Origin of the sequence: Acinetobacter sp. AS23 (assembly GCF_023612055.1) — a bacterium.
In the GTDB taxonomy this organism is placed as follows: domain Bacteria; phylum Pseudomonadota; class Gammaproteobacteria; order Pseudomonadales; family Moraxellaceae; genus Acinetobacter; species Acinetobacter oleivorans.
In genome coordinates this window covers 1,325,402-1,349,569 of the sequence record NZ_CP082274.1, presented here as the reverse complement: position 1 = coordinate 1,349,569, position 24,168 = coordinate 1,325,402, and the positions used below count along the sequence as shown (strand labels likewise).

Here is a 24,168-nt window from a genome sequence, read left to right as displayed (position 1 = left end):
TCCTTAGCAAATTGTGTGTAAAACAAAAATTTATTTAAATGGTTGCCATTCCTAGCTGATGTAATTGTTGCTGTGCTTCTGCAACATCCTGTTCTAGGTCATGTTGCCATAACCAATCAAAGCGATGCTCAAGATGTTCGCCAATTTCGGCAAACGTTGGGTACTGAGTTGAATAACACTCATAAATTTCGCCAGACTCACGAGAGGTTTGCTGAACACGACAAGCACGTTTTAAACGGAGCTTTTCATATATTGAAGACACATCGGTTAACTGATCTGCTTGTAAGTGTTTTGTCGACAATAAGGCCGCAAGAATCAATGCATCTTCAAGACCTTGGCCTGCTCCTGCTCCTTGGTGAGGTAACATGGCATGTGCAGCGTCGCCCATGACAATGACATGACCTGAGGTACTTTGATAAGTCGAAAGTTCTTCAATTTCATGTAAGGCCCAAATGGTAGGCTGTTCAATTAAACCGAGTAATGTTTGGCAGCTTTCACTCCAGTCTGAAAAATCCGAAAGCATTTGAGCTTTATCGACAGGCTTAGTCCACGGTGTATTGGCTGGTAGTATTGTATCTTCGCGATTTGAGCAGAAAGCAACGATATTAATTTGCTCCCCCTTACGAATTGGGAACGTTAAAATATGTTTGTCTTTGCCCAATAGCATTTGGGGAATATCTGCTAAATCTGTATCGCCATTTACTTGTTGCAAAGCTTCTTTAAATGAAGCGTGAGAAATAATGCCACGATATGCCCAAGTTCCTGAAAAACGTGGATGAACTGGTGGTAAATGATGAGAAGCTAAAACATATTGGCGAGCTACCGAGCGGATACCGTCAGCCCCAATCAAATAATCGCACTCATGCTGACTACCATCATTAAAATGCAGAATCACCTGATCATCCTGTTCTTCAATAGCCTCTAGGCGTTTAGAAAAGTGGACATTTTGTGTAGGCATGTGAGGAATAATGGCATCAAGAAAGTCAGCACGATGAACAGATGACTGCCCTACACCTGTCACGATCGATGCAGATAAATATTCATCAGTATAACCATTGCGCCATTGAAACCAAACATCTTGAAATGGTGGCGATACTTTATCTGCAATTGCATGATATTCGTTAGCTAAACCTAACAGTTCAATGGCTTTGACTGCATTGGCACCAAAAGAAATTCCTGCCCCAATTTCAGAAAACTGAGGTGCAGATTCAAACATTTGGACATTTAAATGAGCGTGTTTACTTAAATTACTTGCTAAAGCCAGACCAGCAATACCACCACCGACCACGGCAATTCGAATATGTGTATTCATGTGTTTGTTCCTTAAACATCATTATCGTTTTCACATATTCATTTTTGAGAAGTTGGCTTATAAAGTCCAATTAGTATTTTTTTTGTTCAATTATTTAAAAATTAAATAATTGCCATTTGGGCGAGCCTCTATAAAGCCTAAAGACCGCCCATGCTAATAAATCATTGTTAAAACACTTTATGGTGTGCCTGGCGGGGTTCCAATAGCATATTTCATTGGAGCTTCATAAGTTGTCTCTGCAACTGGCGAAACGCGCCAAATCGTATTGCCCACATCATCTGCAACTAATACAGCACCTGAGAAATCAATTGCCACCCCCACAGGACGACCATACGCTTTGCCTTTATCACTGAGGAATCCAGTCAAGATATCTTGCGGTGGACCAGAAGGTTGACCACTTCTAAATGGGACAAAAATAACTTTATAACCACTGTGAGGCTTACGGTTCCAAGAACCATGCTGACCGATCAATGCACCGCCTCTAAATTGCGGCATGAGTTCTGCTGCATAAAATGTGAGGCCTAAAGAAGCCGTATGGTTGCCTAGAGCATAGTCTGGTTTAATTGCACGGGCAACCATTGCTGGATTTTGTGGTTTAACTCGTACATCAACATGTTGACCATAGTAGCTATAAGGCCAGCCATAAAAAGCTCCATCTTGAACTGACGTCATATAGTCAGGTACTAGGTCACTCCCAATTTCATCGCGCTCATTAACCACCGTCCAGAGTTTTCCACTTTGAGGTTGCCAAGCCATACCATTTGGATTACGCAGACCTGTTGCAAATGGGCGTGACTGACCACTTGCGATGTCAAACTCCGTAATTTGTGCTCGGCCTTTTTCTTGATCTAAACCATTTTCAGCAACGTTACTATTAGAACCAACGGTAATGTACAACTTGGTACCAGCTGGGTTAGCAATCACATTTTTGGTCCAATGGTGATTTAAAGGGCCACCCGGTAAGTCCAACACTTTGGTTCCACTGGCCGTAATTTGAGTTTCACCTTCCTGATAAGGAAAACGCACCAGTGCATCTGTATTAGCGATATATAAGTTATTACCGACCAATGCCATACCAAATGGAGAATTTAAGTTTTGAAGAAATACTGTTTTCTGGTCAGCGATGCCATCCCCATTGGTGTCACGAAGTAAGCTAATACGGTTTGCACTTGGATGAGATGAGCCTGCACGTCTCATCACAAAAGACATAATTTTACCTTTAATCCCTTTGCTGTCTTCTGGTTTAGGCGGGGCATCCGTTTCAGCAACCAATACATCGCCATTTGGTAATACATAAAGCCAACGTGGGTGTTCAAGTCCTTTGGCAAATGCTTTGACCTTTAAACCTTCTGCTGGTTTTGGCATTACCCCACTCGGCCAGCCTTCTGCTGGAGCTATATTAACAGTTGGTAATAAGCTCGATTTAGGTTCAGGAAGTTTTGGGTCTGGCCCATAACTGTCGGTAATTGGATATTGAGAGGATGAAGCGCATCCAGCTAATGTAATTAAAACCGTAGTGCCAAAAATTGGCAGTAAAAAACGTGTCGCCATGGGTTATCTCCATTTTTTTTGTCGTCATGGAAATAGCGTAATTTATGTTTGCAATTAAACAAGCAACTTTAATGGAGTCTTTTGTTTATGGCTTGAAAAAAACGTTCTTTATCTTTTGGTGAAATCATCACTGAAGTAATTTCTCCATTTTTCATATAATAAATTTTGAGTCGATCTAATGAGAGCGCTGGAGATGAAAGTGGATTATGAGTAGGCTCTATTTGGGTAATATCATTAATATTAATTTTCCATCGGAATACCAAACTCTTAATCATTAAAGTGTTGTTTTCTAACACATAATAAGTATTAAAGATGGGGAGCCAAATAAGAAAAATGATTAAACTATAAATGAAGAGATGTGGAAAATTTGAAGCTAAAGAATAATGATGATTTGCTTCATAAATTTTCATAAGGATATTGGCAGTGATAACAACAAATATTAATAAAAGCCACCAATCAATTTTTGATCTAAATTTCAAAAGTTATCCTCCACGTCTAAATATCATTTATAACGAGTCTTTCTATATTTTTTTTAATAAAATAATTGAACTAAAAATTAGCTTTAAATGTTAATGATACAAAATCTCTATCATCTATGGTGCTAAATTCATTAGAACCAAAAAAATTATTATAGGCAATCTCTGTTGTATATTTTTGCTGATAAGTCATAGATAACGCCGCACTTATACTCATTTGCCCTTCTTGAAAGTTTTGGCTATATCCATAAACATCATGTCTAAAACTAAGACTTGGCGTAATCACTGTAGAGGGTAAAATATCTTGATAATTTAATGCGCCACGTAATCGGTAGCCAAATGACCATTCATTAAAAAAACCGTTTTTATTACAAAAGCGTTCATTTAAATTGTCTATTTCTGCATTTGTAAGATGAGCTGTACCATACGGCGTACATTTAAACTCGCCTGTTTCAGGATTATAAGCCCCTGTTGACAGCTCACTACGGCCAAATGCGCCTGTCCGTCCAATCCGATGATTACCAATATCTGCAATATGGTTTAAGGCAAACTCTGTAGACCATGTCATCGAGTTTGCGCCCCAAATATTGAATAAGCTATCAGTTGCTCCCACCGAAAATTGTGTTACGGGTAAGCGTACATATCCTTGGATATATTGACCTAATTCAACAGTTTTTCCCGGCGGCGCAAATGGTGTTCCTTCCGATAGCACTTGAGCATAGACAATGTCTGTGCCGTTTAGTTGTAAAGGTTGATTAGGTTTGTGGGTTAATTCACTAAAAACGGTTGTTGTTCCAACTTTCCCAGTCAAACTTAATCCAAACATTTTGATATTTTCAGGATAGATAGAAAAATAACTCGCAGTATTAAAATGTTCAGGTCCTGCTGCTGTTACAGCTGTTCCATCAAAGTTTGCATTACGGCTATGGTAGTTCGCATAGTAAATACCTAACTCAGCATTATTTAAACTGGGTAATGTCTGTTTTAAAGCAATACCATATTGGCCGTTATCCTTTGCTTTTCTACTTTCTGCACGTGGAATATAGGTACGTAAACGAATTGCTGTATCTGATAATTTATCTCCACCTCCAGCAATCAGAACTGGACCTGCATTTTCGGGCACAAAATCTGAAATCTCAAAAAAAGTTCCGTTACCATCAACAACTGAAGGTCTAAATTTAAATTGATAGAACCCTTCTATTTTCAAATTTTTATTAATGCTTGTGTCGAACGAAAACATTTCGGTTGGAATGATTCTTTCTTTTGCATCACCACCCGGTCGGTTAATTGCAGCAAAATCAAAGGCACTCACCGAATTTAAACCGTTTTGAAAAAACTGAGATTTCCCCCAATTTAATGTTTGTTTACCTAATTTGAAATTGATGCTTTTCCCACTGCCTAGTTCAAAATCTTTCCATATATAGGCATTCCATAAATCGATACCTTTGAACTTTGCGAGCCTTGGCCACGCTGAATCATTAAAGGGTTTAAAGTCTCCTTGTCCTGTCTCATAAGCATGGTCATACCAGTATTTAGTGCTAATGACCGCACCCTGCTGTTTTCCATTTAGCTTAACTTCAGTTATGCCTCTAATAATCTGTGAAATGGCATCATATTTACTAAAATTCATACGCCCATCATCACCATTCACATCAATGCTAGCGCCTTGTTTGCCTATTTTGTTTGCGTCAGGCCGATAAAGTAATGAAACAGATGGATCTTGCGTACTCCAACTGGCTCCTAAGCTTAATGTCGTTTTTGTCTCGAACTTCCAGTCTTTATCAATATCAAAACTGGCTGCGTTCGCTTTAAACATGAATAAAATTAGGCTTAATGAAACACCTATTTTTTGAATATATAAAACGTGATTATTTCTTTGATTTAAATAGACGTAATGACCCATCATATTATCTCCCTATAAATATGATTTTTTATTTATTGCTTATTAATCAAAGCCATCCATTGGCTTTTAAATCGTTTACATAAGCAGGTATTTTTTGTACTAGGCAGGTTGTTCGACCTGATCTAACTGTTGAATGAATTGTTCAGCTAAAGGCCAATAGCCAAAGCCAGATGCAGGGTTTAAATGTCCCACTTCACCTAAATTTACGAGTCGACTACCCCACTTTTCTGCCATTTCACTGACAGCTTCATAACGAGCTAAATGGTCATTGGTGCTTGCAACCAAAATGCTGGGAAAAGGTAGTTCTTGATCTGGTAAAGGACTCCATCCTTCTTGATGAAGTACAGTTGGGCTTGGATAATTTTCTGGCCAGCTTTCGTTTAAGTCAGGCGGAGCCACAAGTAGAGCTCCTTGAATTGGTCTTTGATATTTTGCAGCCCAGTGTATTGTCATCAGCACGCCTGCACTGTGGGCAACTAAAATGACAGGACCTTGTATTTGTTCGAGTTGTTTTTGTATAGCAGCAACTCTATTTTCACAATTGAGTTTATTGGTTTGTACAGGTGGTACAGAGCGAACCTTCGCTAGTCTTGTTTCTAAAATCGTTTGCCAATGCTCGGGAACGTGATCGCGTAACCCCGGAATAATTAAAATTGTTGCTCTGGTTTGTATTTTTTCCATTTTGACGCCTGTGAACTTTGCCATCTAGGATGCATAAGAGTTTTTATAAAACTCCATTCACAATAAAGGCTCATTTCAGTTAATGGTGTACATAAGGCGTCACGGACTTTTCATTTGACGACACATCTTTTTAAAATTTCTTAAATTCATTAAAATAATTTTTGTAATTACAACTAAGTCAAAACAAGAAGTTTCACATTAAGCGTACTTAACAATTAAGCTCTTAAATAAAAGCTTTTGTAATGTGTATATTTTGGTTATAACTAGATATGAGCTGTAAGGAATATGGCTGATTAAGAACAAGGAGATAATAAAATGGTACCTCTTGCGCATACGGCCTCTTTAAAAAATTATTTGGCAGTTGCTCAACAATTAGATCTAAACCCCTACCATTTATTATCACGTGTTGGGCTTAGCCAAGCTCAATTAAATGATCTTAAACAACGCATTCCTGTAGATAAAGCCATTACCTTGCTTGAAGACTCAGCCCAAATGAGTAGTTGCGATGTTTTCGGTTTACATATGGCAGAGCAACGCGAAATTGCAGATTTTGGTGAAATTAGCCTTTTGTTAAATTATCAGCATACTTTACGAGATGCCTTACAAACGATTGTTCGTTATAGAAATTTACTCAATAACTCACTTGAAATATATATTGAGGAAATTGATGATACGGTGGTTATTCGAGAAGAAGTTGTGACCACAACTTGCGGATATAGTCGCCAAGCCACTGAACTTGCTTTAGGAATTACCCATCGTTTTTGTGCAGCGTTACTGATGCAAAAATGGCGACCATTAAGTGTTCACTTCACCCATAATCCACCCAATGATCTAAGCATACACCGAAGGATTTTTGGCTGTGCCTTAGAATTTGGCAGTGACTTTAATGGCATTGTTTGTACGGCGGCCGAACTTGATACAACAAATCCTCAAGCAAATCTGGCTATGGCCAACCATGCACAGCGTTATTTAGATATTTTACAGAATAGTAATGAGTCGACCATGATTTTTGATATTCGTAAAAGTATTTATCTTCTTTTACCAATGGGCCGCGCTACGATTGATCAAGTCGCTCAAACACATGGTATTCATGTCCGGACCTTACAGCGTCGCTTAGAAGAAGCGCAGACGAGTTTTAGTGATTTAATCAATGAAGTACGTAAAGACCTCGTATTTCGCTATTTAAAAAATCTAAATTATTCACTTGCTCAAGTGTCTGATATTTTAGGTTACTCAATGCCGAGTTCTTTTACGCGTTGGTTCATTAGCCAATTTGGTATGTCACCGAATACGTGGCGTAGTCATAATAAAGCCCTGCTCAATTAATTTCTCTTTATGTGAGGCTAAATGAAGTCATTTAAAATGTAAGGAAGCTGGAGAACCACTCCAGAACTTCCTTAAAAATCTAATTTTTGAAATTAAAACCACAAGCGCATAAGCCCAAGAACCAATACCACTAAAAAGATGCTTTCGCCGATCATTAAAAGAATCGGTTTAATGCCGACAGATGCTAATTCTTTTAACTGAGTTTTCATTCCTAAAGCACTAATTGCAATGACTAAAAACCAGCGTGATAAATCATTAATTCCATTTTGAACCATTGTTGGCACCCATCCTGTACTGTTAATACAAGCGAGTAGTAGAAAGCCAACGGCAAACCAAGGTAGTAATGGCGGTCGTTCCCCCGTTGAATCTGCACCTTGCATACGGGTAATCATAGCCGCACAAACAATTACTGGAAGCAGCATTGCCACACGCATCAGTTTAACTACAGTCGCCGTATCACCCGTTTGAGTAGACATGCTATAACCAGCGCCGACCACTTGCGCCACATCGTGAATCGTAGCACCTAGAAACACACCAGCTGCTTGTGGAGATAACTCTAGCCACTTCGCAATCATCGGATAGACAATCATTGCAAATGTTGAAAGTGCCGATACGCCAATCACGGTAAATAAAGTCGCTTTTTCTTTTTGCGGATGATTCGGAAAAGCAGCCGATAGCGCCAGTGCGGCTGAAGCACCACAGATTGCCGTTGATCCACCAGTGAGCATGCCAAATAGTTTTTGGAAACCTAAAATTTTAGCGGCAATGACAGAAACGGCGATTGTGACAATAACCAGAGTAACGACTAACGCAACAGGCTGCCAACCGAGTGCAGTAATTTGCCCCAAAGTTATACGCATGCCGAGTAACGCGATGCCCATCCGAAGCACACTACGTGCGGTAAACTCGATACCTACCTTGCATTTACTTTCAGCTGCTAAAAAATTCACGCTCATGCCGAGCAGTAGTGCAAATAGCATGACTGGCGCACCATAGTGCTCTGATAAAAAACAGGCAGCCGCAGCAACGACCGAACTGACCACAAAGCCTGGTGCTAATTCTCTTGTACGCTGGGAAAAATTTTTCAAAACTAAACTACTCATGATTTTCCCCACAACGCATCACAATAAATACCTTGTCCTCGGCCACTTCCACGGGATAAGTCGCAACTTTAAGATGAGCAGAATTAACCAAACAGCCATTTGTTAAATCAAAACGTAGACCATGGGCACAACACTGAATCACTCGTCCTTCTAGACGTCCACTAAATAGCGATGCCCCCTGATGAGGACAGCTGTCATCGATTGCATAAAACTGAGCCGCAACGTTAAATAGTGCGAGATTTTTATCTCCAATTTTTAAAAAAGCCCGCTCACCTGAATTGGGAATTTTCTCAAAAGGCACTTCAAATCGGTTGGTCATATCAACTCTCCTTGTGCCAGCATTGCCTCTTGCATCGCTTGATAAAGCGCATCTGCTGATTGCGCGCCCACTAAGGCAGAAGCCCTATCAAAAATAAAGTAAGGCACGCCATTACCTCCTGTACTTGCAGAGATAAAATCTTGATGATCTTGAATAAGCGCACTTTTTATAAGTTCAGATGAAAAACCACACTGTTTTGCTATTCTGGATAAAGTAATGGTGTTTCCAATGTCTAACCCATCATAAAAATAGGCAGCAAAGAGTTGTTCTAACAACGCATTGTACTGCTCAGGAGTTCCTATCTTTAAAGCTTTATCAAATAAGCGATGAGCTTTGGCCGTATTTGGCATCCGTTTAATTTGCTCAAAATCGATCTTGAGCCCAACTTTATTTGCAGCTTTATTGACCTGTTCTTGTCTCATACGAACTGCTGTCAAGCTACCTAACCGTTTCAAATAAAAGGTTTGAAACGGTACACCTTCAACAGCTAAGTCCGGTATAAGCTGAACGCCTCGCCAATGCACAATAACTTTGACTTTTGGGTGAAGCTGATAAAATCTATTTATAGCGATCAGTAACTGACGTTTTCCGATCAGACACCAAGGACAAATAAAGTCAAAAAATACATCAATATGTAATTGCCGAATTATCATTTGTTATTCATCCCGCATTTTTGTATTTGGTTACCTGAATGATTTTTAAGCTCAGTTATTCCTTGCTGTTCAAAGCGTGCGATATCTTTGTGATAATGGCGTTTGGCATAAAAAAATACGGCCGCTGCTGCAATACTGACCAATGGCATAAGTTGAAATGCGCTATGTAAACCAATCACATCAGACACTTTGCCAACCACTAAAGGACCAAGCGCTAAACCAAGAAAATTATTAGCCAGAGTAAGCGTTGCAAACGCAGAACCATGAACTGAGTTATGTGTGAGATTGGCCACCATGGCACTAGATGGCCCATTGGTTCCTAGGGCAATAAACATTCCGAGGCAGATGATAAGTAACTGATTACGTCCCGCAGGCATAGCAAAAGCAATTAATAAAAGAACACAACCGAGCAAGCAGTATGTAATCGCTAAACTGACCTTACGATCTGGACAGTTACGACCCAAATAATCACACAACATGCCGCATAGAATTGTGCCTACTGCACTACATAGCAAAATGACCGCTGCCATCACACCTGCTTTGTCGGTACTCATGCCGTAATAGCGATTGAGATAACTCGGCATCCAGACAATCACTGTGCCACCAACAAATAATTGCAGACCACTACCAATGTAAGTGGCAATGACTGAGCGACTTGAATATAAAGTTTTTAAAGGGCTTTTTATGTGCTGGGTTTTACTACGAATTTTATTTTGAGGTGTTGCGTTTATTCTGTTTTCTTTCACTAAAATTGGATATAGAAAGGCCAAAATGAGACCAAATAAAGCAATGCCTCCAAAAGCCCAACGCCAACCGAAATGCTGTGCGAGTACACCACCTAAAGCCACACCCAAAAACGAACCAAATACGCCACCCGCCATAAAAGCACTGGCGAGTGTTGCACGCATTTCCCTTGGAAAAACAGCCACAACCACCGCGATTCCAACGCTGCCATAAGCAGCTTCACCCACACCAACCATAAAACGAGCAATAAACATTTGCTCATAATTTTCAGCCAGTGCACATCCTAAAGTCGCCAAACTCCATAAAGCCGCCATAATAGCCAAGCTTTTCACTCTTCCAAAACGGTCTGCCATTAAAGACAACGGCAGAGTCAATAAACCCACCATTAACGCGACAATGCCACTAAGCAAACCTAACTGACTGTCACTGAGTAACCACTCATTTTTAAGTAAAGGAAAAACTGCGTTTAAGACTTGCCGTGACATGTAATCTGAAATGAGCAAACCAAATGTCAAAGCAAAAACAAGCCATGCATAACGACGAGGTATACTGATTGACGTATCAACATCGCTCATCTGATCTGAATACTGATGTGCATTCATACGACCTCCTTGTATTTTTTATAATTTCTATTTAGCTAGTGCAGCAACGCACTTTTAAAAACAAAGCGAATAAGCTGCACTACATTTGAGGTCTAAATTCCGTTAGACCTTGTCACATTAATTACGCTGCGGCACGCCCTTTTGCCCTGCTTTCCGATTGGGTGCCATACCATTTGCGATTAGGGTTTCTTCAATACTGTTGTATTGCACCCCTATACGATAAATTTCACGGGCTTCTTTTCCTGAGGCAATTTCACGGCCTAGTTCATGGGCAATCCGAACAGTTTGCTTAATTTGCTCTACAGATGAAAAACGGCGTCCGTGATGATCAATGATCGTGTCTTCATTACCCACTCGAGCATGTAAACCCATTGCCATCGACATCGTATTAAAAGGCAATACATTTTTGAGTAGAGACTCAGATGTCAAAGTACATCCATCGGGTACGCGATGAATAAAATTAAAGAAATTAAATGGATTTGGGCCATCGAAACCACCGCCAATTCCAATCCAAGTTAAGTTTAACGGCCCCATATACAATCCTTTACGCACCATACGTTCTAGCGTCTCAAGACCATGCATACCAGTTAACTGAAAGTGCGGTTGAATATTGTTTTTACATAAGCGCTTGATGTGTTCAGTGACCCATGCAGGTCCTGCCGGTACAGTCATTTCTGCATATGCTGCTTGAGTCGCTGGATGTGCCAATGATGTCCCTTCTAAATATTCAGGATAGAGCAATTCCATAATATTCATTTGTGTGGTGTTAATTGCCACCGTGACCTGATCTGGCTTTGGAGTGAGTTCAGCCAACATATGTCGGGTGTCATCACTTAACCATAGAGCCGCTTCACCTTCACTTTCTGGTGCAAATGAAATCGAACCACCTACCTGAATAATCATGTCAGGTACAGCCTCACGAACACCTGCGATAAGCTCATTAAATTTTGATAAGCGTTTAGATCCTTTGCCATCAAGCTCACGGACATGTAAGTGCAGCACCGTAGCGCCTGCTTCATAGCACTCAACCGCTTTTTGTATTTGCTCATCCATGGTCACTGGAATATCTTCGGGAAAGTCTTCCGGCATCCATTCGGGTCCATACGGTGCAACCGTGATTACCACTTTTTCCATATTTTCCGGGTGCAATGAGTCGTCAAAGAATTGCATGTGCATCTCCTTATGTATTTTTAGAATTTTCAATTAGATAAAATTATTAACCTATAGATTTAATAGGTTGCGTCACCAATAATGCCAGCCCGTTCCATTTTTCGGTGGCAAGGTGGATAATCCATGACTGCATAATGTTGTGTACTGCGGTTATCCCAGATGGCAATGCTGTTAGGCTTCCAACGCCAACGCACTTGAAACTCTGGAATATAAGCTTGAGAAATTAAGTAACGCAGTAGTTCGGCTGCGCCCGGATTAGCATCTTGCCCAAATCTGACCCGCTCTTTGGTGTGATAATTACTGAAGTGGGTTGTGAACGCGTTGACGTATAAAATTTTCTCGCCCGTTTCAGGATGAGTACGTACCACTGGGTGCTCTGCATCGGGAAACTTTGCTTTTAAATCCAAGCGTTTTTCAAGTGGCATAGCCGCACCAAAACTCGCTTCTATGCTGTGATAAGCGCGTAAGTCAGCAATCTTATCCTTAATATCGTTGGGTAACGACTCATAGGCCATCACCATGTTGGTCCACATGGTATCGCCACCCACTGGTGGGCATTCAACACAGTGCAGCACACATCCCATCGGTGGAACCTTGCGCCAGCTTGCATCGCTGTGCCAAGCATTTTCATAACGATCGACGGGACTTTCCGGATGTTTATAAATCTGCACCAAACCCGGATGATCAGGATGGCTGCCTACAGCAGGATGATCTTCTAACTGTCCAAATTTTTCTGCAAATGCAACATGATCCTGACGGGTTAAGTGCTGATCTCGTAAAAACAACACGCGATGTTTAAGTAGTTGTGTGCGAATTTCAGCAAATAATCCATCATCATAAATCGCATCAGCAAGTTTGATGCCACTGAGCTCTGCACCAATATTGCAAGTTAACTGTTCAATTTGCATAAGAAATCCCTTCAAATTACAAAGATTGATGAACCTATTGTTTTACGTGCTTCCAAATCACGATGAGCCTGCACAGCATCCTTTAGCTCATAGCGCTGATTAATTTCAATTTTGATTCGCCCATGTCGAACATGATCAAATAATTCATTTGCCAGCTCTTTCTTCTCGGCAGGATCTGCAATGTAATCTGCCAAAGCTGGACGTGTGACAAACAATGATCCTTTTACGGCAAGTAATACTGGGTCAAAAGCAGGGATTGGACCAGATGCTGTTCCTACGCAGACCAGCAAACCACGGCGTTTGAGAGAGTCTAATGAACTCATAAAAGTCGCTTGGCCGACACTATCGAAAACGACATTTACACCAACGCCGCCTGTTAACTCACGTACGCGTTCGGCAACATTTTCATGGCTGTAGTTAATGACATGATCACAACCATGAGCTCGCGCTACGGCAGCTTTTTCTTCTGAAGATGTGGTACCGATAACAGTCAAGCCAAGTAATTTAGCCCATTGAGAAACGATCAGCCCAACACCACCTGCGGCTGCATGTAATAAAATTGAATCGCCCGCTTTAAAGTCATAAATGCGGCGCATCAGATAAGCAGCGGTCAGCCCTCGCATGGTCATGGCTGCCGCTGTTTCACAAGAAATTTCTTCGGGTAATTTAATTAAAGCATTTGCTGGAATGAGACGATGGGTACTATATGCACCTAACGTATTTAAAAAACCTGTATAAGTAACTCGATCGCCTACTTTAAGCTGAGTGACTCCTTCGCCTAAAGCTTCAACGATACCTGATGCTTCGACGCCCATGCCATTAGGCATTGGAATTTGATAGGTTCCATTACGAAAATATGTATCGGCATAATTTAAACCGACTGCCACATGACGTAGGCGTACTTCTCCAGCTTTTGGATCTCCTACTTCTACATCCTCATAGCGCATTACTTCTGGCGTTCCTGTTCCATAGAAACGTATAGCTTTCGTCAACGTCATGTCCTATTCCATATTTTGGTTTTTTATTGAGTGCCTATAAAAGCAATAACCAAAATTACAACAGTTAGGATATGGGCCACTTTACATTTCACGACACAAGCTTAACGTTTAATGACAAAGGATATTCCAAATATTGCTAAAGAATAATCCCAGCATTTGCAGCAGACTTATGTAGATTGGCGCTATTAGAGTTTTTATTTTCATTTAAGCTAAAACTGACCGCCTCTTTTGCATGAATGGTGGTCGTATCAAATAAAGGAACTGAGAATTTAAGCTCACCAATCAACATACAAATTTCAGTACAACCCAAGATAACGCCTTGGGCGCCTTCAGCTATGAGTCTCTCTACAATAGCGATGTACTGTTGCTGAGAATCTGGGTTGATCACGCCTAAACAAAGTTCTTCATAAATAATGCTATGAACCATCTTTCTATCGGCTTCATTTGGAATAACGACATCAATTCCATAATCCTGCAAGCGAGCTTTATAAAAATCTTGCTCCATTGTAAAAGCTGTCCCTAACAGTGCAACTTTACCAATGTTTTGACTCAAAATTTCTTTTGCCGTTGCATCCGCAATGTGTAAGAACGGAATCGTAATTGAATCTTCAATCTGTGCAGCAACTTTATGCATGGTGTTAGTACACACCAAAATACAATCTGCTCCTGCCTTTTCTAAATTTTGTGCTTGCTCAGCTAAATATGCGCCAGCTTCTTGCCATAAACCCTTCGCTTGCAAGGCTGCTATTTCTTCAAAATCAACACTATTAATAATGACCTTAGCAGAGTGCAATTTTCCTAATTTACGATGAACCATTTTATTGATTTGTTGATAATAAAGCGCTGTAGATTCCCAACTCATTCCGCCTAATAAGCCGATTGTTTTCATTATTGAATCCTTCTATTTATGCAAAACTTATCTATATCTCTTATGGGTAAAGCACAGCTAGAATAAAATTGCTTTATTAAATTTTTTCTAGCTTATCTTATTTATTAATTTTAAACGGTGTGACGTCCAAAGAAACGTCTAAGTTGAATAGACCTAATTGATGAAAATTCTAAAACAGAAAATGCTCTCCATTAAACCCAAATCATAAAACAAGAATTCACGCAAACTTCACGACCAGCTCTTTAATTTAATCTTATAAAGTTGGTTCGGATATAGACATGAAAATTATAACTACAGCCCTAGGGTTATTTACCTTGGTAGGTTTAACAGCATGTAAAAGTGTGCCTAGTTACTCAGGTGACTATGGCAAAGCTGAACAAAAAATTACTGGTATAGAATTAGATGACCAACAGGCGCTAGATATTGGCAATCGTTTTGTTGCCGCATTTAATACACTTGGCACCCCTTCTTTTGTGAATAACGCGAGTCATCTTTACGCTGATCAACTTTATATCAACGATACACTCTCGCAGTTCTCTCAGAAAAAAGATCTGATTAAGCATTTTGAAGGCATGAATGCCCGAGTGAGTAATGTCACTGTAAAACTCATTAGTGCAACTCATCACCAAGATACAGCCTACATTCATTGGTACATGAGCTATGACTTTAAAATGTTAGGTCGCTCAAAAACCATGGCTTCTTATGGAATTAGTCAAATTAAGATTAATGAGCAACAAAAAATTATTTTCCAGCAAGATTATTGGGATCCGGCGAATGGCCTTTACCGTTCTTTACCAATATTTGGAGGAGTATATAAATGGATATTACCGTTCAAAAAAGTCGAATCTTGATATTTCTTGGAATCTTAATCGTATCTCAAGCGAATGCAGCTGAACTAAAAAAATGTAGTTCAGCTCCTTTAATGGTGACGAGCAAGAAAGTGGGAAATGTCAGTTACTTTGCTGAAGATTGCCTAAAAAATTGGCAGAGCCAAAGCATCAAAATGGACTTTAGCTATAACCGCGATATTCCCGAATGGGCATTTAAGCGTGCAGCAAGCCATTATTTGAAGAAGAATATTAGTGGCTTTGATGCAAAATCCCCCCTTAATCATATTAATGAACTATATAGACCAATTAAGAGTGGAGATCTTTATAGTCTCTACTATCAACATGAAACTCAAAAACTAGAACTAAAATTAAATCAGAAGCTACTCGGTTCTTTAAATAATCCGAATGCAAATCAATATTTTAAAATCTGGTTTGGTAGCGAACCGTTTAATGCTAAATTAAAACAACAACTATTAAATTAATGGCTTAATAAAATCTCATGGGTAATCACTTTATCCTCATGGTTGAGGACCATTTCGAACTTGCAGCAACGGTCTGCGAATTTCTTGAAGTACATGGTTATGTTGTCGATCATGCGCGTAATTTAGATGCTGCACGGACTTTTCTTAAATCTCAGCATTATCACCTTTTACTGCTCGACATAAATCTGCCCGATGGCTCGGGTTATGACCTATGCAACTGGCTACGCACCGAACAAGGCGTTGATATTCCCGTTCTTATGCTGACAGCAAGAGATACTTTAGATGACAAACTTAAAGGTTTTACTGCTGGCACAGATGATTATTTGGTAAAACCTTTTGATTTTAATGAGCTAGTGATGCGGATTCGTGCATTAATAAAAAGAGCAGCTGGTGAAGTCACCCATCATAAAATTCAAATTCACGACTTAATTCTTGATAGCGCAACTCAAACCGTGGTTCGTGCCGGAAATAATATCGAGTTACCCCCTATTCAATTTAAACTATTAAAAATTTTGATGCGTCAGTCTCCAAAAGTGGTGACCAAGCAAGAGCTGATGATGGAATTATGGGGCGACGAAGAACCTGAAAGCGATGCGTTACGCAGTCATATCTATAACCTAAGAAAAATGGTTGATAAGCCTTTTGACCCAAAGCTATTACATACAGTAGCAGGTGTCGGTTTAAAAATTGCTTTGGAAGATTCCGCGACTTAACTTAAATAGACCACAACAATTAAGCCTGTGGTTGGCTCCAACTCTAGTTCAGGATGAGTGGTTAAATAATATTGTCGATCAAACAACTCAACTCGCCATCCTAATTGTTTGCAAAGCTTTTGTACCAATTGCAAACCAATTCCATGGCCTTTAGCCTTTAAGGAAAGTTGTGTGTCGCTGAGCTCTTGCACCTTTACATCGTTAGGTAAAGAAATTCCAATTCCGTTATCTGCAATAATCAGGCTGTTTTTTTGTTGAATAATGTCGATTTGTGAACCTTGAGAATAGTTAAGCGCATTACGTAAAATATTGCTTAACACCATTTGTGTCATAGAGGGATATAACCAACGCGGCTGTTCAGAAAGATCGGGTTGAATATGAATATGTATGCCCTTACTCTCGCTGACCGCATCTAAACTTTCGACTAAATCCTTCACAATTCTAGATAAAAAATTCTTCTCAGACGGTAAGCTTTTTACTGTATTACGTGCGATTGCCAGCAAGGTGTCGACTAATAACTGCATATCTTCAATTGTATTATGAAGTCGAACTAGGGCTTTATCCTCTCCATATTTCGCCTGACAAAGTTGCACATTACCCTTTAAGATTGTGAGCGGAGTGCGTAACTCATGACTTACATCTCCAGTAAACTCCCTTTCGCGTCGAATAAAATCACTTAAAACCTGATGATATTTTTCCAAGGCTTGTTTGAGATATTCTGCTTCCATATTGCCATTAGTATTAATATCTTTAAAAGGAGAAGCTTGAGTGTCTTGATGTGCCCAATCAATATTTTCTAAAGCATTTGCTAAACGCGTAATTGGGGAAAAATAGCGTCTTGCTCTTCGGTTTGACCACCATAAAAAGCTATATAGAACAGATAAACTGAACATGAGTGGAGCAAGTCCAAATAACCAGATCAGCTTATTGACATTACTTTCGCCAAATACCAATAGAACATGCTGACCGTTATGCTCACCATAGACCGTCATCCGTTCTTTACCATCAACAAATACTCGATGCACACCACTTTCTAAACGCATGTCTTTAAAAGGTTGAGGTGCGACCTCTGTATTCCACCGATATCCATATAAATTTTTGGTATCTGGTAGATCAGCATTTGGATTACGTTCTATGCGTAACCAGTAATGCTCCATTTCCTGTTCTAAAGCGGTTTTAAGTAAAGAGCCCTTAATCACCCAAGCACTACAAGCCAACCCGACCACGATCGATAATGCAATCAGACCAATCTGCAACCAGTAATATCGATTGAACATTTGGGCTAATGGATGACTCGCTTTGCCATCGTTTCGAGTTCTTATCATATCTTTATCGCCGGGATAGGCTGTAGAAATTACAATGCTCTCTTTTTAAATAAAAAGTGACCAATGACCCATTCTTGTCCTTGCTCAAAACCGAATAGCTCAGCACAAGCCATGAAGAAAATACGCCAGCGTTGCCACCAAATATTGGCATCTTTTCCATAGATTTTTTTAAACAGTGGTTTCAGTTCGACTTCTTGGTTGTCCATATTCTCAAGCCAAGCGTTTGCTGTTCTCATATAGTGCTCACCCGACCATTGCCACTGTTGAGCCAACTCTAAATGCTCTTGAAAATGCAAAAAAGTGGAAGTCGACGGCATTAAACCGCCAGTAAAGAAATACTTGGACATCCAATCATAATCTGATTTCACTTCAAAAGGATAATGTAAAAAGCGATGGCAAAAAATATGACACCAAAGTAAGCCGTCTGCTTTTAACCATCCCTGAATTTTCTCAAATAGACGCTGGTAATTACGAACATGTTCAAACATTTCAACCGACACAACACGATCAAACTGCGCTTGGTCTAATTCAAGTACATTTACATCACAGGTGAACACTTCAACATTTGTTAAACCTCTCAACTCTGCTTGCCGAAGAATATGCTTTTTCTGAGTTGCAGAATTTGAAACAGCCGTAATCTGTGAGCGCGGATAGTTTTCTGCCATCCACAAAGTTAAAGAACCCCAACCACAGCCTAACTCTAAAATGTGTTGACCATTTTTAAGTTGTGCTCTTTCACAATAAAGCTGAAGTGCAAGCTCCTCTGCCTGATCTAAAGTTGTGGTTTTAGTCGGGAAATAACACGCACTATATTTGAGTCTTTTTCCAAGCACCGCCTGAAAAAACTCAGTGGGTAATTCATAGTGCTGCTCATTTGCCTTGTCCGTTTCAACGGCGATTTCACTCCGTTTTAGCATATTAAGCACATCCATATATCGCTGTGCCCCTTGTTCAGGGTCATAACGGCCTTCTTGAATTAAGCGTTTTTTGCTTAAAGCACGGATTGCAGCTCGAATTGCATGATCTGGAAGCACACCACTTTCAACAATTCTCAAAGACTGATGAACAATAAAATCCATATGCGCACCTATTTTTTGGGTTTTCGCGGAATAAACATTGATGTTTTTTGCTGATAATCACGATAATTTTGACCGCGACTTTTAATTGCTTGTTTTTCACTAAATGGAATACCCGTGACGTAATATAAAAACAGCCACATCAGTAACGGATAAATCCACAATAAATATTGGCCTGCCGCTAAACCAATGATTGGATAGGCAAACCAATGTAACCATTCAAAAAAATAATTGGGGTGACGTGAATAACGCCATAAACCCTGATCCATGGTTTTGCCATGATGATCTGGATTTAATTTAAATCGGTATAGTTGCTGATCAGCGAGCTGCTCTCCAATAAAGGCAATCGCCATGATGACAGCCGCAATCACTAAAGTGACTTTATATCCACTACTCCATTCAGTTGCTTCTGCATTGAGTAGCGTCCACATTGGTAAGAAGAACAAAAGCACTAAAAGTGTTTGAAAGATAAAAAATAAAAAGAAGCCAAAATGCTGAAACTTTCCCATGGCTTGACGCATGCTCGCGTAACGGCCATCTTCTTTTTGTTCGGATTGATAACGTCTTAACAGATGCCAAAATAATCTTAGAAACCATAAGCCGCTAAAAATACCGATAAACAAACGCACTTCAACAGGAGCAACTGAAATGAGTAAAGAAGACACAATAATGTTGACTGCCAGACAGAAACTCCATGCAGCATCTACAATTCCAGCTCGGCCATTTAGAGTGGCAAGTAACCAGCTCAGCAACATGATCATTAAATCTAGAATTAGTAAATTCAAAAACATCAGCAGTCTCCTTACTTGAGCTGTTTGAGTTAGTAACTAGCACTCTCAAACAACAAGTGAACATTGCTTATCACGCCTTCTTTAAAACCACCCTCGCAATAACATAAATAGAAATCCCACATGCGAATGAAGTTTTCATCGAAACCCAGAGCCAATACTTCTTCTCGTGCGGTTAAAAACCGTGCTCGCCAGTGATGAATTGTTTGTGCATAACTTAAACCAATGTCATTTAACTGTTTTAGCCTTAAACCACTCTCAGAGGCGGTTTGAGTCAATACACTTATGCTAGGGATAAAACTACCAGGGAAAATATAGCGCTTAATATAATCAACTGTATTTAATGCTTTTTTATATCGAAAATCTTCAATGGTTATGGCTTGAATAAAGGCTAGACCTTTGGGTTTTAATAGTGCTTTACACTGATCAAAGTATGTTGATAAATATTGCGCACCAACGGCCTCAACCATTTCAATTGAAACCAGCTTATCGAACTTTCCTTCGAGTAAGCGGTAATCTTTTAATTGCACATCAATTCGATGAGCTAAGCCTGCATCATTTACACGAGTAATCGCTTCATCGTATTGAGCTTGTGAAATGGTAATGGTGGTCACTCTACAGCCGTAATGTTGAGCTGCATAAATAGCAAAACCGCCCCAACCGGTTCCGATTTCAACCAAATGATCCAATGGTTTTAAATCTAACTTTTTACAGATCAGCTCTTTTTTTAAATCAGATGCGTCTTCGAGTGTCATATTTTCATTTTCAAAAAATGCACTCGAATACATTAAAGAAGGATCTAGAAATAATTTAAAAAAGTCATTGCTTAAGTCGTAATGCTCGGCAATATTTTTACGGCTACCGCTTAAAGAATTCTTTCTATTTTTATACCAAGCTTTAAGAAAAAGCTGGCTTGCTTGTGCAATAACATTCTGGTTGAACTGGTCCAATACATCTCGATTACGTGCCAAAATCTGCACCAACTCTACAAGTTGCTCGCTGCTCCAGTCACCACGGATATAACCCTCCGCTGCCCCTAAAACTCCATTTTTTAAAATCAGATCCATCAACAAAGGATTGCGAACTTCAATCACAGCATGTAAGTCTGAAACCTCGCCAACCGTACCACTCCACGCGCCCTGAAAAGTAATCTGTCCATGACGTAGCTTAAGAAGACTCTTGAGTAACAATGGTAGTGACTCATCTTCACCATAAAGAAATGTTTTTATCATGTCTTATCTACCTTGATCTTTTTAGGATGGCGATAAAATGGAACTTTTTTTCGCCACAACTTAAATGCCTGTAAATATATTGAAAACAACATTTTAAAAGGCGCTAGGCTGTTCATAAGAGCATATCGATATTGCTGTGAAGGAAATGTGATGGGCACAAGTTCAAAGCGCATAGTGGCATCAAAGAGTTGTTTTTGTTCTTCAAAGAGCTGCATGTGAATGACATTTTGCTGATCTGAAAAACTAAACCGCCAGTGATAAGTCAACTGCATAGGCATGAACGGCGAAACATGAAATGATTTTTCAAAATGAAAATCAAAACTCTGATAATCACCCATATTTCTTTGTTGTTTTGAGCAGTCGTGTATATAAACTTTTCGTTCATTCCACGGGGTATTGGTAATTTCACTGACAATAAATACGGGTTTTCCAGTTTTATTTAAAACAAAATAAAATACGACCGAGTTAAACCTAAAACCTAAACAACGAGGTAAAGCCAAGACTCTGATTTGCCAATCTGGCCGAAGATGTGAGTTGTTATTTTGCAGTATCGCTTTCTCGACTCGATCCTTTATAGAACCGCGATACATATTTAAAAAATCTTTTTCAGATAGTGTTAGTACATTCCAATGATCGGTCGACCAAAGTGAACAATCTTTTGTAATATCATCTAATTGATCTGGATCGAACCATAAATAATTTAGGGTCGATGTAAACTCATGCGGTTTCGGGCTATAGCGTCTGTGACGAATAAGTGCAGGAGCAATAGCAAGTTTATTTAATAACATTTGAAAGCTCCTTACCTATTTTTATAACGCTAAGAGTTGCTCTACAACACGTGCTGCACTGCGGGCACCATCTTCATGAAACCCCCAGCCCCAATACGCTCCACAAAACGAAGTCCGATTTTGTCCATTAATTTCGTGCCAACGAGATTGAGCTTGAATCGCTTTTGCATCAAACACAGGATGACGATATTTACGCTCAACCAAGATGTCTTCGGCTTTAATTTTCATATTCGGATTTAACGTAGAAAAAATCTGAGTAGCACAGGATAAATTCTGCAAATTATTCATCCAGTAGGTAAAACCATAATGTATGTCGGATAATTCGTTTTGAACTTGAGATTTTGGTGTTACATGTACATGCCAGCTTGCCCACTGCAAACGGCTTTTAGGCATAATTAATAGATCACGGTGAACCACCATTCGATTATCTTGATAACCAAATTGACTTAATATTTCCTGTTCAAGCACTGACGCATCTTTAATTAAATTTAGGCTATCGTCAGCGTGGCTTGCAAAAATCACCCAGTCGTATTGGGTTTGTCCTTCAACAGTTTCGATCAACACAGTTTCTGGTGAACGGCTCACAGCTTTTACTTCTGCAAACTTCCACTCAATGGATGGGCAATGCTTTTGAATGGCACGAATGTAACTTGCTGAACCGTGTTTAACCGTTTGCCATTGTGGCCGCTCTTTTAGCTGTAACATGCGGTGATGTTGAAAAAAGCTCACCACAAATCGATATGGAATTTGGCCTACCTGCTCAACGGGAGCTGACCATAAGGCTCCGCACATCGGATAAAGATGTTCATAACGGAACTCATGACTATATTTATGGAGGTCTAAATACTCTTCAATCGATAAATTTGGATCAATATCTGTAACATCTATATCTTTATTGTCATCATAAAAACGTAGCAAATCTGAGAGCATTTGCAGAAATTTTCGGTTTAAAAAGTTCTGCGGACGGGTAAAGAGCGACCATTTTTTTGAAGGATTGTATTGAAGTCCACTGACCAGATTATTCACCGAAAAACTCATATCGCTACTTTGAGTTTCTACACCTAATTTTTTTAGCATGTCGGTAAATAACGGATAGTTGTAGTCATTAAACACAATAAAACCACTATCTACCGCGACTTTAGTGCCTTCTATCTCTAGCTCGTGAGTGTCAGTATGACCGCCAAAATAGTTATTTTTTTCATACACAGTGACCTGATGTTGTTTTGACAATCTCCAAGCTGCGTAAAGTCCAGATATACCTGAACCAATAATGGCAATTTTCATAACACTTCACCGTTTTCAATTTTCTCTATCGATAAGTCTTTAATCTTTTTATATTGATAAACCTTGTCTGGTACGGGCTTAAGCCCCCACACCAAACCAAATAAAGACATCATTTTGAGTACATAAAAGGTGATATCAATCTGCCACCAATAAAAACCTTGACGCACACTGCCAGCGTAAAAGTGATGGTTGTTGTGCCATCCCTCACCCAAGGTAATTAAAGAAAGTAGGAAGTTATTACGACTATCATCTGGGGTATTAAACTCACGTGAGCCATAACGATGAGCGAGTGAATTAATACACAAGGTTGCATGCGTTAATAGAACTGTGGAAATCACAAAACCCCACACCAAAAGCTGTAAGCCATTCGTACCTAACTCAGGAAAATGTTGTGCAAGCCATGAACCGAAACCATAAATTGCTAAAGCCGTCAAAATCACAATAGGTAAATTAAATCGGTCCAGCCAAATCAGCTCAGGATATTTCAACCAGTCTTTAATGACTTTTTTTCGAGTAGCAAAATTCTGCTCATTTAAAAACCAGCCTACATGGGAATACCAAAAGCCTGCTTTCGCTGAATGCGGGTCCTGATCGGTGTCGGTAAAATGATGGTGATAACGGTGATGTGCTGCCCACCATAAAGGTCCGCGCTGCGCACTCATGGTCCCGATCAGTATAAAAATGAATTGAACAATACGTGATGTCTGAAAAGTTTTATGCGAAAGATAGCGGTGGAAAAAAGCAGTAATTGCAAACATGCGAAGAAAATAAAACCCCAGCATGAAGAACATAGCGAACCAAGATACGCCCACCCAAAACGCTGCTAAACAAGCGATATGTAATAAAATAAAAGGAATAATTCTTAACCATTGAATGTTCTTTTCAATGACATATTCGCTAGAAGCACCCACTTGCGCATTTTCTGAATCTGACCAGCTATCGATCCAGCGCAGAAAAAATTTAGACATTGATTCTTCCTGATCTAAAGCATTTCTTTTGGTTCTAATTTAGAAAA

General features: G+C 39.6%; 24 protein-coding genes. 4 read left to right on the top strand and 20 right to left on the bottom strand.

Annotated elements, in window-relative coordinates; translation table 11 throughout:
• Positions 1-34: 34 nt before the first annotated feature.
• The 5 genes from salA to K6I41_RS06285 form a co-directional block, all read right to left on the bottom strand.
• A complete protein-coding gene (gene salA / locus K6I41_RS06305; protein WP_250375423.1) occupies positions 35-1,312 on the bottom strand; it encodes a salicylate 1-monooxygenase in 1,278 nt (425 codons plus the stop codon).
• Positions 1,313-1,489: 177 nt separating this feature from the next.
• Positions 1,490-2,863: a PQQ-dependent sugar dehydrogenase gene (locus K6I41_RS06300; protein WP_198308522.1), complete on the bottom strand. Its 1,374-nt coding sequence runs from the start codon at positions 2,861-2,863 to the stop codon at positions 1,490-1,492.
• A 68-nt stretch (positions 2,864-2,931) separates the two neighbouring features.
• Positions 2,932-3,342: a PH domain-containing protein gene (locus K6I41_RS06295; protein WP_192835468.1), complete on the bottom strand. Its 411-nt coding sequence runs from the start codon at positions 3,340-3,342 to the stop codon at positions 2,932-2,934.
• Between the two features lie 70 nt (positions 3,343-3,412).
• Positions 3,413-5,242 (bottom strand): DUF1302 domain-containing protein, encoded by a 1,830-nt coding sequence (locus K6I41_RS06290; protein ID WP_250375760.1) that lies wholly within the window; start codon positions 5,240-5,242, stop codon positions 3,413-3,415.
• 99 nt (positions 5,243-5,341) lie between these two features.
• Positions 5,342-5,947, bottom strand: coding sequence for an RBBP9/YdeN family alpha/beta hydrolase (locus tag K6I41_RS06285; RefSeq protein ID WP_250375422.1), 606 nt, complete (start codon positions 5,945-5,947; stop codon positions 5,342-5,344).
• A gap of 291 nt (positions 5,948-6,238) precedes the next feature.
• On the opposite strand from K6I41_RS06285, the gene K6I41_RS06280 reads away from it, so the two are divergent.
• Positions 6,239-7,249: an AraC family transcriptional regulator gene (locus K6I41_RS06280; RefSeq protein WP_250375421.1), complete on the top strand. Its 1,011-nt coding sequence runs from the start codon at positions 6,239-6,241 to the stop codon at positions 7,247-7,249.
• 92 nt (positions 7,250-7,341) lie between these two features.
• Here K6I41_RS06280 and K6I41_RS06275 read toward each other — a convergent pair whose 3' ends face one another.
• The 8 genes from K6I41_RS06275 to K6I41_RS06240 form a co-directional block, all read right to left on the bottom strand.
• Positions 7,342-8,352 carry a YeiH family protein gene (locus K6I41_RS06275; RefSeq protein ID WP_013197308.1) on the bottom strand — a complete coding sequence of 337 codons (1,011 nt, stop codon included), beginning with the start codon at positions 8,350-8,352 and terminating at the stop codon, positions 7,342-7,344.
• Positions 8,345-8,653: a Rieske (2Fe-2S) protein gene (locus tag K6I41_RS06270; RefSeq protein ID WP_198072744.1), complete on the bottom strand. Its 309-nt coding sequence runs from the start codon at positions 8,651-8,653 to the stop codon at positions 8,345-8,347. The genes K6I41_RS06275 and K6I41_RS06270 overlap by 8 nt, the downstream gene beginning before the upstream one ends.
• Before the next feature lie 14 nt (positions 8,654-8,667).
• Positions 8,668-9,324 carry a DsbA family oxidoreductase gene (locus tag K6I41_RS06265; RefSeq protein ID WP_250375420.1) on the bottom strand — a complete coding sequence of 219 codons (657 nt, stop codon included), beginning with the start codon at positions 9,322-9,324 and terminating at the stop codon, positions 8,668-8,670.
• Positions 9,321-10,670, bottom strand: coding sequence for an MFS transporter (locus tag K6I41_RS06260; RefSeq protein WP_250375419.1), 1,350 nt, complete (start codon positions 10,668-10,670; stop codon positions 9,321-9,323). Before K6I41_RS06260 ends, K6I41_RS06265 begins: the two co-directional genes overlap by 4 nt.
• Positions 10,671-10,787: 117 nt before the next feature.
• Positions 10,788-11,840: a beta-keto acid cleavage family enzyme gene (locus K6I41_RS06255; protein WP_004791385.1), complete on the bottom strand. Its 1,053-nt coding sequence runs from the start codon at positions 11,838-11,840 to the stop codon at positions 10,788-10,790.
• Positions 11,841-11,899: 59 nt separating this feature from the next.
• Entirely contained in the window at positions 11,900-12,748 is an 849-nt protein-coding gene (locus tag K6I41_RS06250; RefSeq protein ID WP_013197304.1) for a TauD/TfdA dioxygenase family protein, read from the bottom strand.
• A gap of 11 nt (positions 12,749-12,759) precedes the next feature.
• Positions 12,760-13,746 (bottom strand): quinone oxidoreductase family protein, encoded by a 987-nt coding sequence (locus tag K6I41_RS06245; RefSeq protein WP_023274173.1) that lies wholly within the window; start codon positions 13,744-13,746, stop codon positions 12,760-12,762.
• 136 nt (positions 13,747-13,882) lie between these two features.
• A complete protein-coding gene (locus K6I41_RS06240) occupies positions 13,883-14,635 on the bottom strand; it encodes an aspartate/glutamate racemase family protein (protein WP_250375418.1) in 753 nt (250 codons plus the stop codon).
• A 278-nt stretch (positions 14,636-14,913) separates the two neighbouring features.
• On the opposite strand from K6I41_RS06240, the gene K6I41_RS06235 reads away from it, so the two are divergent.
• The 3 genes from K6I41_RS06235 to K6I41_RS06225 are packed head-to-tail and all read left to right on the top strand — an operon-like array spanning position 14,914 to position 16,660.
• Positions 14,914-15,486 carry a nuclear transport factor 2 family protein gene (locus tag K6I41_RS06235; RefSeq protein ID WP_250375417.1) on the top strand — a complete coding sequence of 191 codons (573 nt, stop codon included), beginning with the start codon at positions 14,914-14,916 and terminating at the stop codon, positions 15,484-15,486.
• Complete coding sequence (locus K6I41_RS06230; protein WP_250375416.1) at positions 15,453-15,947, top strand: chalcone isomerase family protein; 495 nt, start codon at positions 15,453-15,455, stop codon at positions 15,945-15,947. The genes K6I41_RS06235 and K6I41_RS06230 overlap by 34 nt, the downstream gene beginning before the upstream one ends.
• A 17-nt stretch (positions 15,948-15,964) precedes the next feature.
• Positions 15,965-16,660, top strand: a complete 696-nt coding sequence (locus tag K6I41_RS06225; RefSeq protein WP_000526530.1) for a response regulator transcription factor — start codon at positions 15,965-15,967, stop codon at positions 16,658-16,660.
• Here the strand turns inward: K6I41_RS06225 and K6I41_RS06220 are convergent.
• The 7 genes from K6I41_RS06220 to K6I41_RS06190 are packed head-to-tail and all read right to left on the bottom strand — an operon-like array spanning position 16,657 to position 24,121.
• Complete coding sequence (locus K6I41_RS06220) at positions 16,657-17,985, bottom strand: sensor histidine kinase (protein ID WP_250375415.1); 1,329 nt, start codon at positions 17,983-17,985, stop codon at positions 16,657-16,659. The two genes, K6I41_RS06225 and K6I41_RS06220, sit on opposite strands and share 4 nt — an antisense overlap.
• Before the next feature lie 29 nt (positions 17,986-18,014).
• On the bottom strand, positions 18,015-19,064 hold the full coding sequence (locus K6I41_RS06215; protein ID WP_250375414.1) for an SAM-dependent methyltransferase: 1,050 nt from the start codon (positions 19,062-19,064) through the stop codon (positions 18,015-18,017).
• Between the two features lie 8 nt (positions 19,065-19,072).
• Positions 19,073-19,852 (bottom strand): DUF1295 domain-containing protein, encoded by a 780-nt coding sequence (locus K6I41_RS06210; protein ID WP_250375413.1) that lies wholly within the window; start codon positions 19,850-19,852, stop codon positions 19,073-19,075.
• Between the two features lie 29 nt (positions 19,853-19,881).
• Positions 19,882-21,081 carry an SAM-dependent methyltransferase gene (locus K6I41_RS06205; RefSeq protein ID WP_250375412.1) on the bottom strand — a complete coding sequence of 400 codons (1,200 nt, stop codon included), beginning with the start codon at positions 21,079-21,081 and terminating at the stop codon, positions 19,882-19,884.
• Complete coding sequence (locus tag K6I41_RS06200; protein ID WP_250375411.1) at positions 21,078-21,869, bottom strand: DUF1365 domain-containing protein; 792 nt, start codon at positions 21,867-21,869, stop codon at positions 21,078-21,080. Before K6I41_RS06200 ends, K6I41_RS06205 begins: the two co-directional genes overlap by 4 nt.
• Positions 21,870-21,890: 21 nt before the next feature.
• Positions 21,891-23,153, bottom strand: coding sequence for an NAD(P)/FAD-dependent oxidoreductase (locus tag K6I41_RS06195; protein ID WP_250375410.1), 1,263 nt, complete (start codon positions 23,151-23,153; stop codon positions 21,891-21,893).
• Positions 23,150-24,121, bottom strand: a complete 972-nt coding sequence (locus tag K6I41_RS06190; protein WP_250375409.1) for an acyl-CoA desaturase — start codon at positions 24,119-24,121, stop codon at positions 23,150-23,152. Before K6I41_RS06190 ends, K6I41_RS06195 begins: the two co-directional genes overlap by 4 nt.
• Positions 24,122-24,168: the final 47 nt, after the last annotated feature.

What these genes read in the sequence shown, in the direction of transcription:
- K6I41_RS06190 (WP_250375409.1), bottom strand. Translation starts at nt 24,121, where the DNA reads ATGTCTAAATTTTTTCTGCGCTGGATCGATAGCTGGTCAGATTCAGAA.
- K6I41_RS06250 (WP_013197304.1), bottom strand. Translation starts at nt 12,748, where the DNA reads ATGCAAATTGAACAGTTAACTTGCAATATTGGTGCAGAGCTCAGTGGC.
- K6I41_RS06220 (WP_250375415.1), bottom strand. Translation starts at nt 17,985, where the DNA reads ATGATAAGAACTCGAAACGATGGCAAAGCGAGTCATCCATTAGCCCAA.
- K6I41_RS06290 (WP_250375760.1), bottom strand. Translation starts at nt 5,242, where the DNA reads ATGGGTCATTACGTCTATTTAAATCAAAGAAATAATCACGTTTTATAT.
- K6I41_RS06240 (WP_250375418.1), bottom strand. Translation starts at nt 14,635, where the DNA reads ATGAAAACAATCGGCTTATTAGGCGGAATGAGTTGGGAATCTACAGCG.
- K6I41_RS06260 (WP_250375419.1), bottom strand. Translation starts at nt 10,670, where the DNA reads ATGAATGCACATCAGTATTCAGATCAGATGAGCGATGTTGATACGTCA.
- K6I41_RS06230 (WP_250375416.1), top strand. Translation starts at nt 15,453, where the DNA reads ATGGATATTACCGTTCAAAAAAGTCGAATCTTGATATTTCTTGGAATC.
- K6I41_RS06235 (WP_250375417.1), top strand. Translation starts at nt 14,914, where the DNA reads ATGAAAATTATAACTACAGCCCTAGGGTTATTTACCTTGGTAGGTTTA.
- K6I41_RS06195 (WP_250375410.1), bottom strand. Translation starts at nt 23,153, where the DNA reads ATGAAAATTGCCATTATTGGTTCAGGTATATCTGGACTTTACGCAGCT.
- K6I41_RS06265 (WP_250375420.1), bottom strand. Translation starts at nt 9,324, where the DNA reads ATGATAATTCGGCAATTACATATTGATGTATTTTTTGACTTTATTTGT.
- K6I41_RS06285 (WP_250375422.1), bottom strand. Translation starts at nt 5,947, where the DNA reads ATGGCAAAGTTCACAGGCGTCAAAATGGAAAAAATACAAACCAGAGCA.
- salA (WP_250375423.1), bottom strand. Translation starts at nt 1,312, where the DNA reads ATGAATACACATATTCGAATTGCCGTGGTCGGTGGTGGTATTGCTGGT.
- K6I41_RS06280 (WP_250375421.1), top strand. Translation starts at nt 6,239, where the DNA reads ATGGTACCTCTTGCGCATACGGCCTCTTTAAAAAATTATTTGGCAGTT.
- K6I41_RS06225 (WP_000526530.1), top strand. Translation starts at nt 15,965, where the DNA reads ATGGGTAATCACTTTATCCTCATGGTTGAGGACCATTTCGAACTTGCA.
- K6I41_RS06300 (WP_198308522.1), bottom strand. Translation starts at nt 2,863, where the DNA reads ATGGCGACACGTTTTTTACTGCCAATTTTTGGCACTACGGTTTTAATT.
- K6I41_RS06210 (WP_250375413.1), bottom strand. Translation starts at nt 19,852, where the DNA reads ATGTTTTTGAATTTACTAATTCTAGATTTAATGATCATGTTGCTGAGC.
- K6I41_RS06205 (WP_250375412.1), bottom strand. Translation starts at nt 21,081, where the DNA reads ATGATAAAAACATTTCTTTATGGTGAAGATGAGTCACTACCATTGTTA.
- K6I41_RS06245 (WP_023274173.1), bottom strand. Translation starts at nt 13,746, where the DNA reads ATGACGTTGACGAAAGCTATACGTTTCTATGGAACAGGAACGCCAGAA.
- K6I41_RS06200 (WP_250375411.1), bottom strand. Translation starts at nt 21,869, where the DNA reads ATGTTATTAAATAAACTTGCTATTGCTCCTGCACTTATTCGTCACAGA.
- K6I41_RS06275 (WP_013197308.1), bottom strand. Translation starts at nt 8,352, where the DNA reads ATGAGTAGTTTAGTTTTGAAAAATTTTTCCCAGCGTACAAGAGAATTA.
- K6I41_RS06215 (WP_250375414.1), bottom strand. Translation starts at nt 19,064, where the DNA reads ATGGATTTTATTGTTCATCAGTCTTTGAGAATTGTTGAAAGTGGTGTG.
- K6I41_RS06255 (WP_004791385.1), bottom strand. Translation starts at nt 11,840, where the DNA reads ATGCAATTCTTTGACGACTCATTGCACCCGGAAAATATGGAAAAAGTG.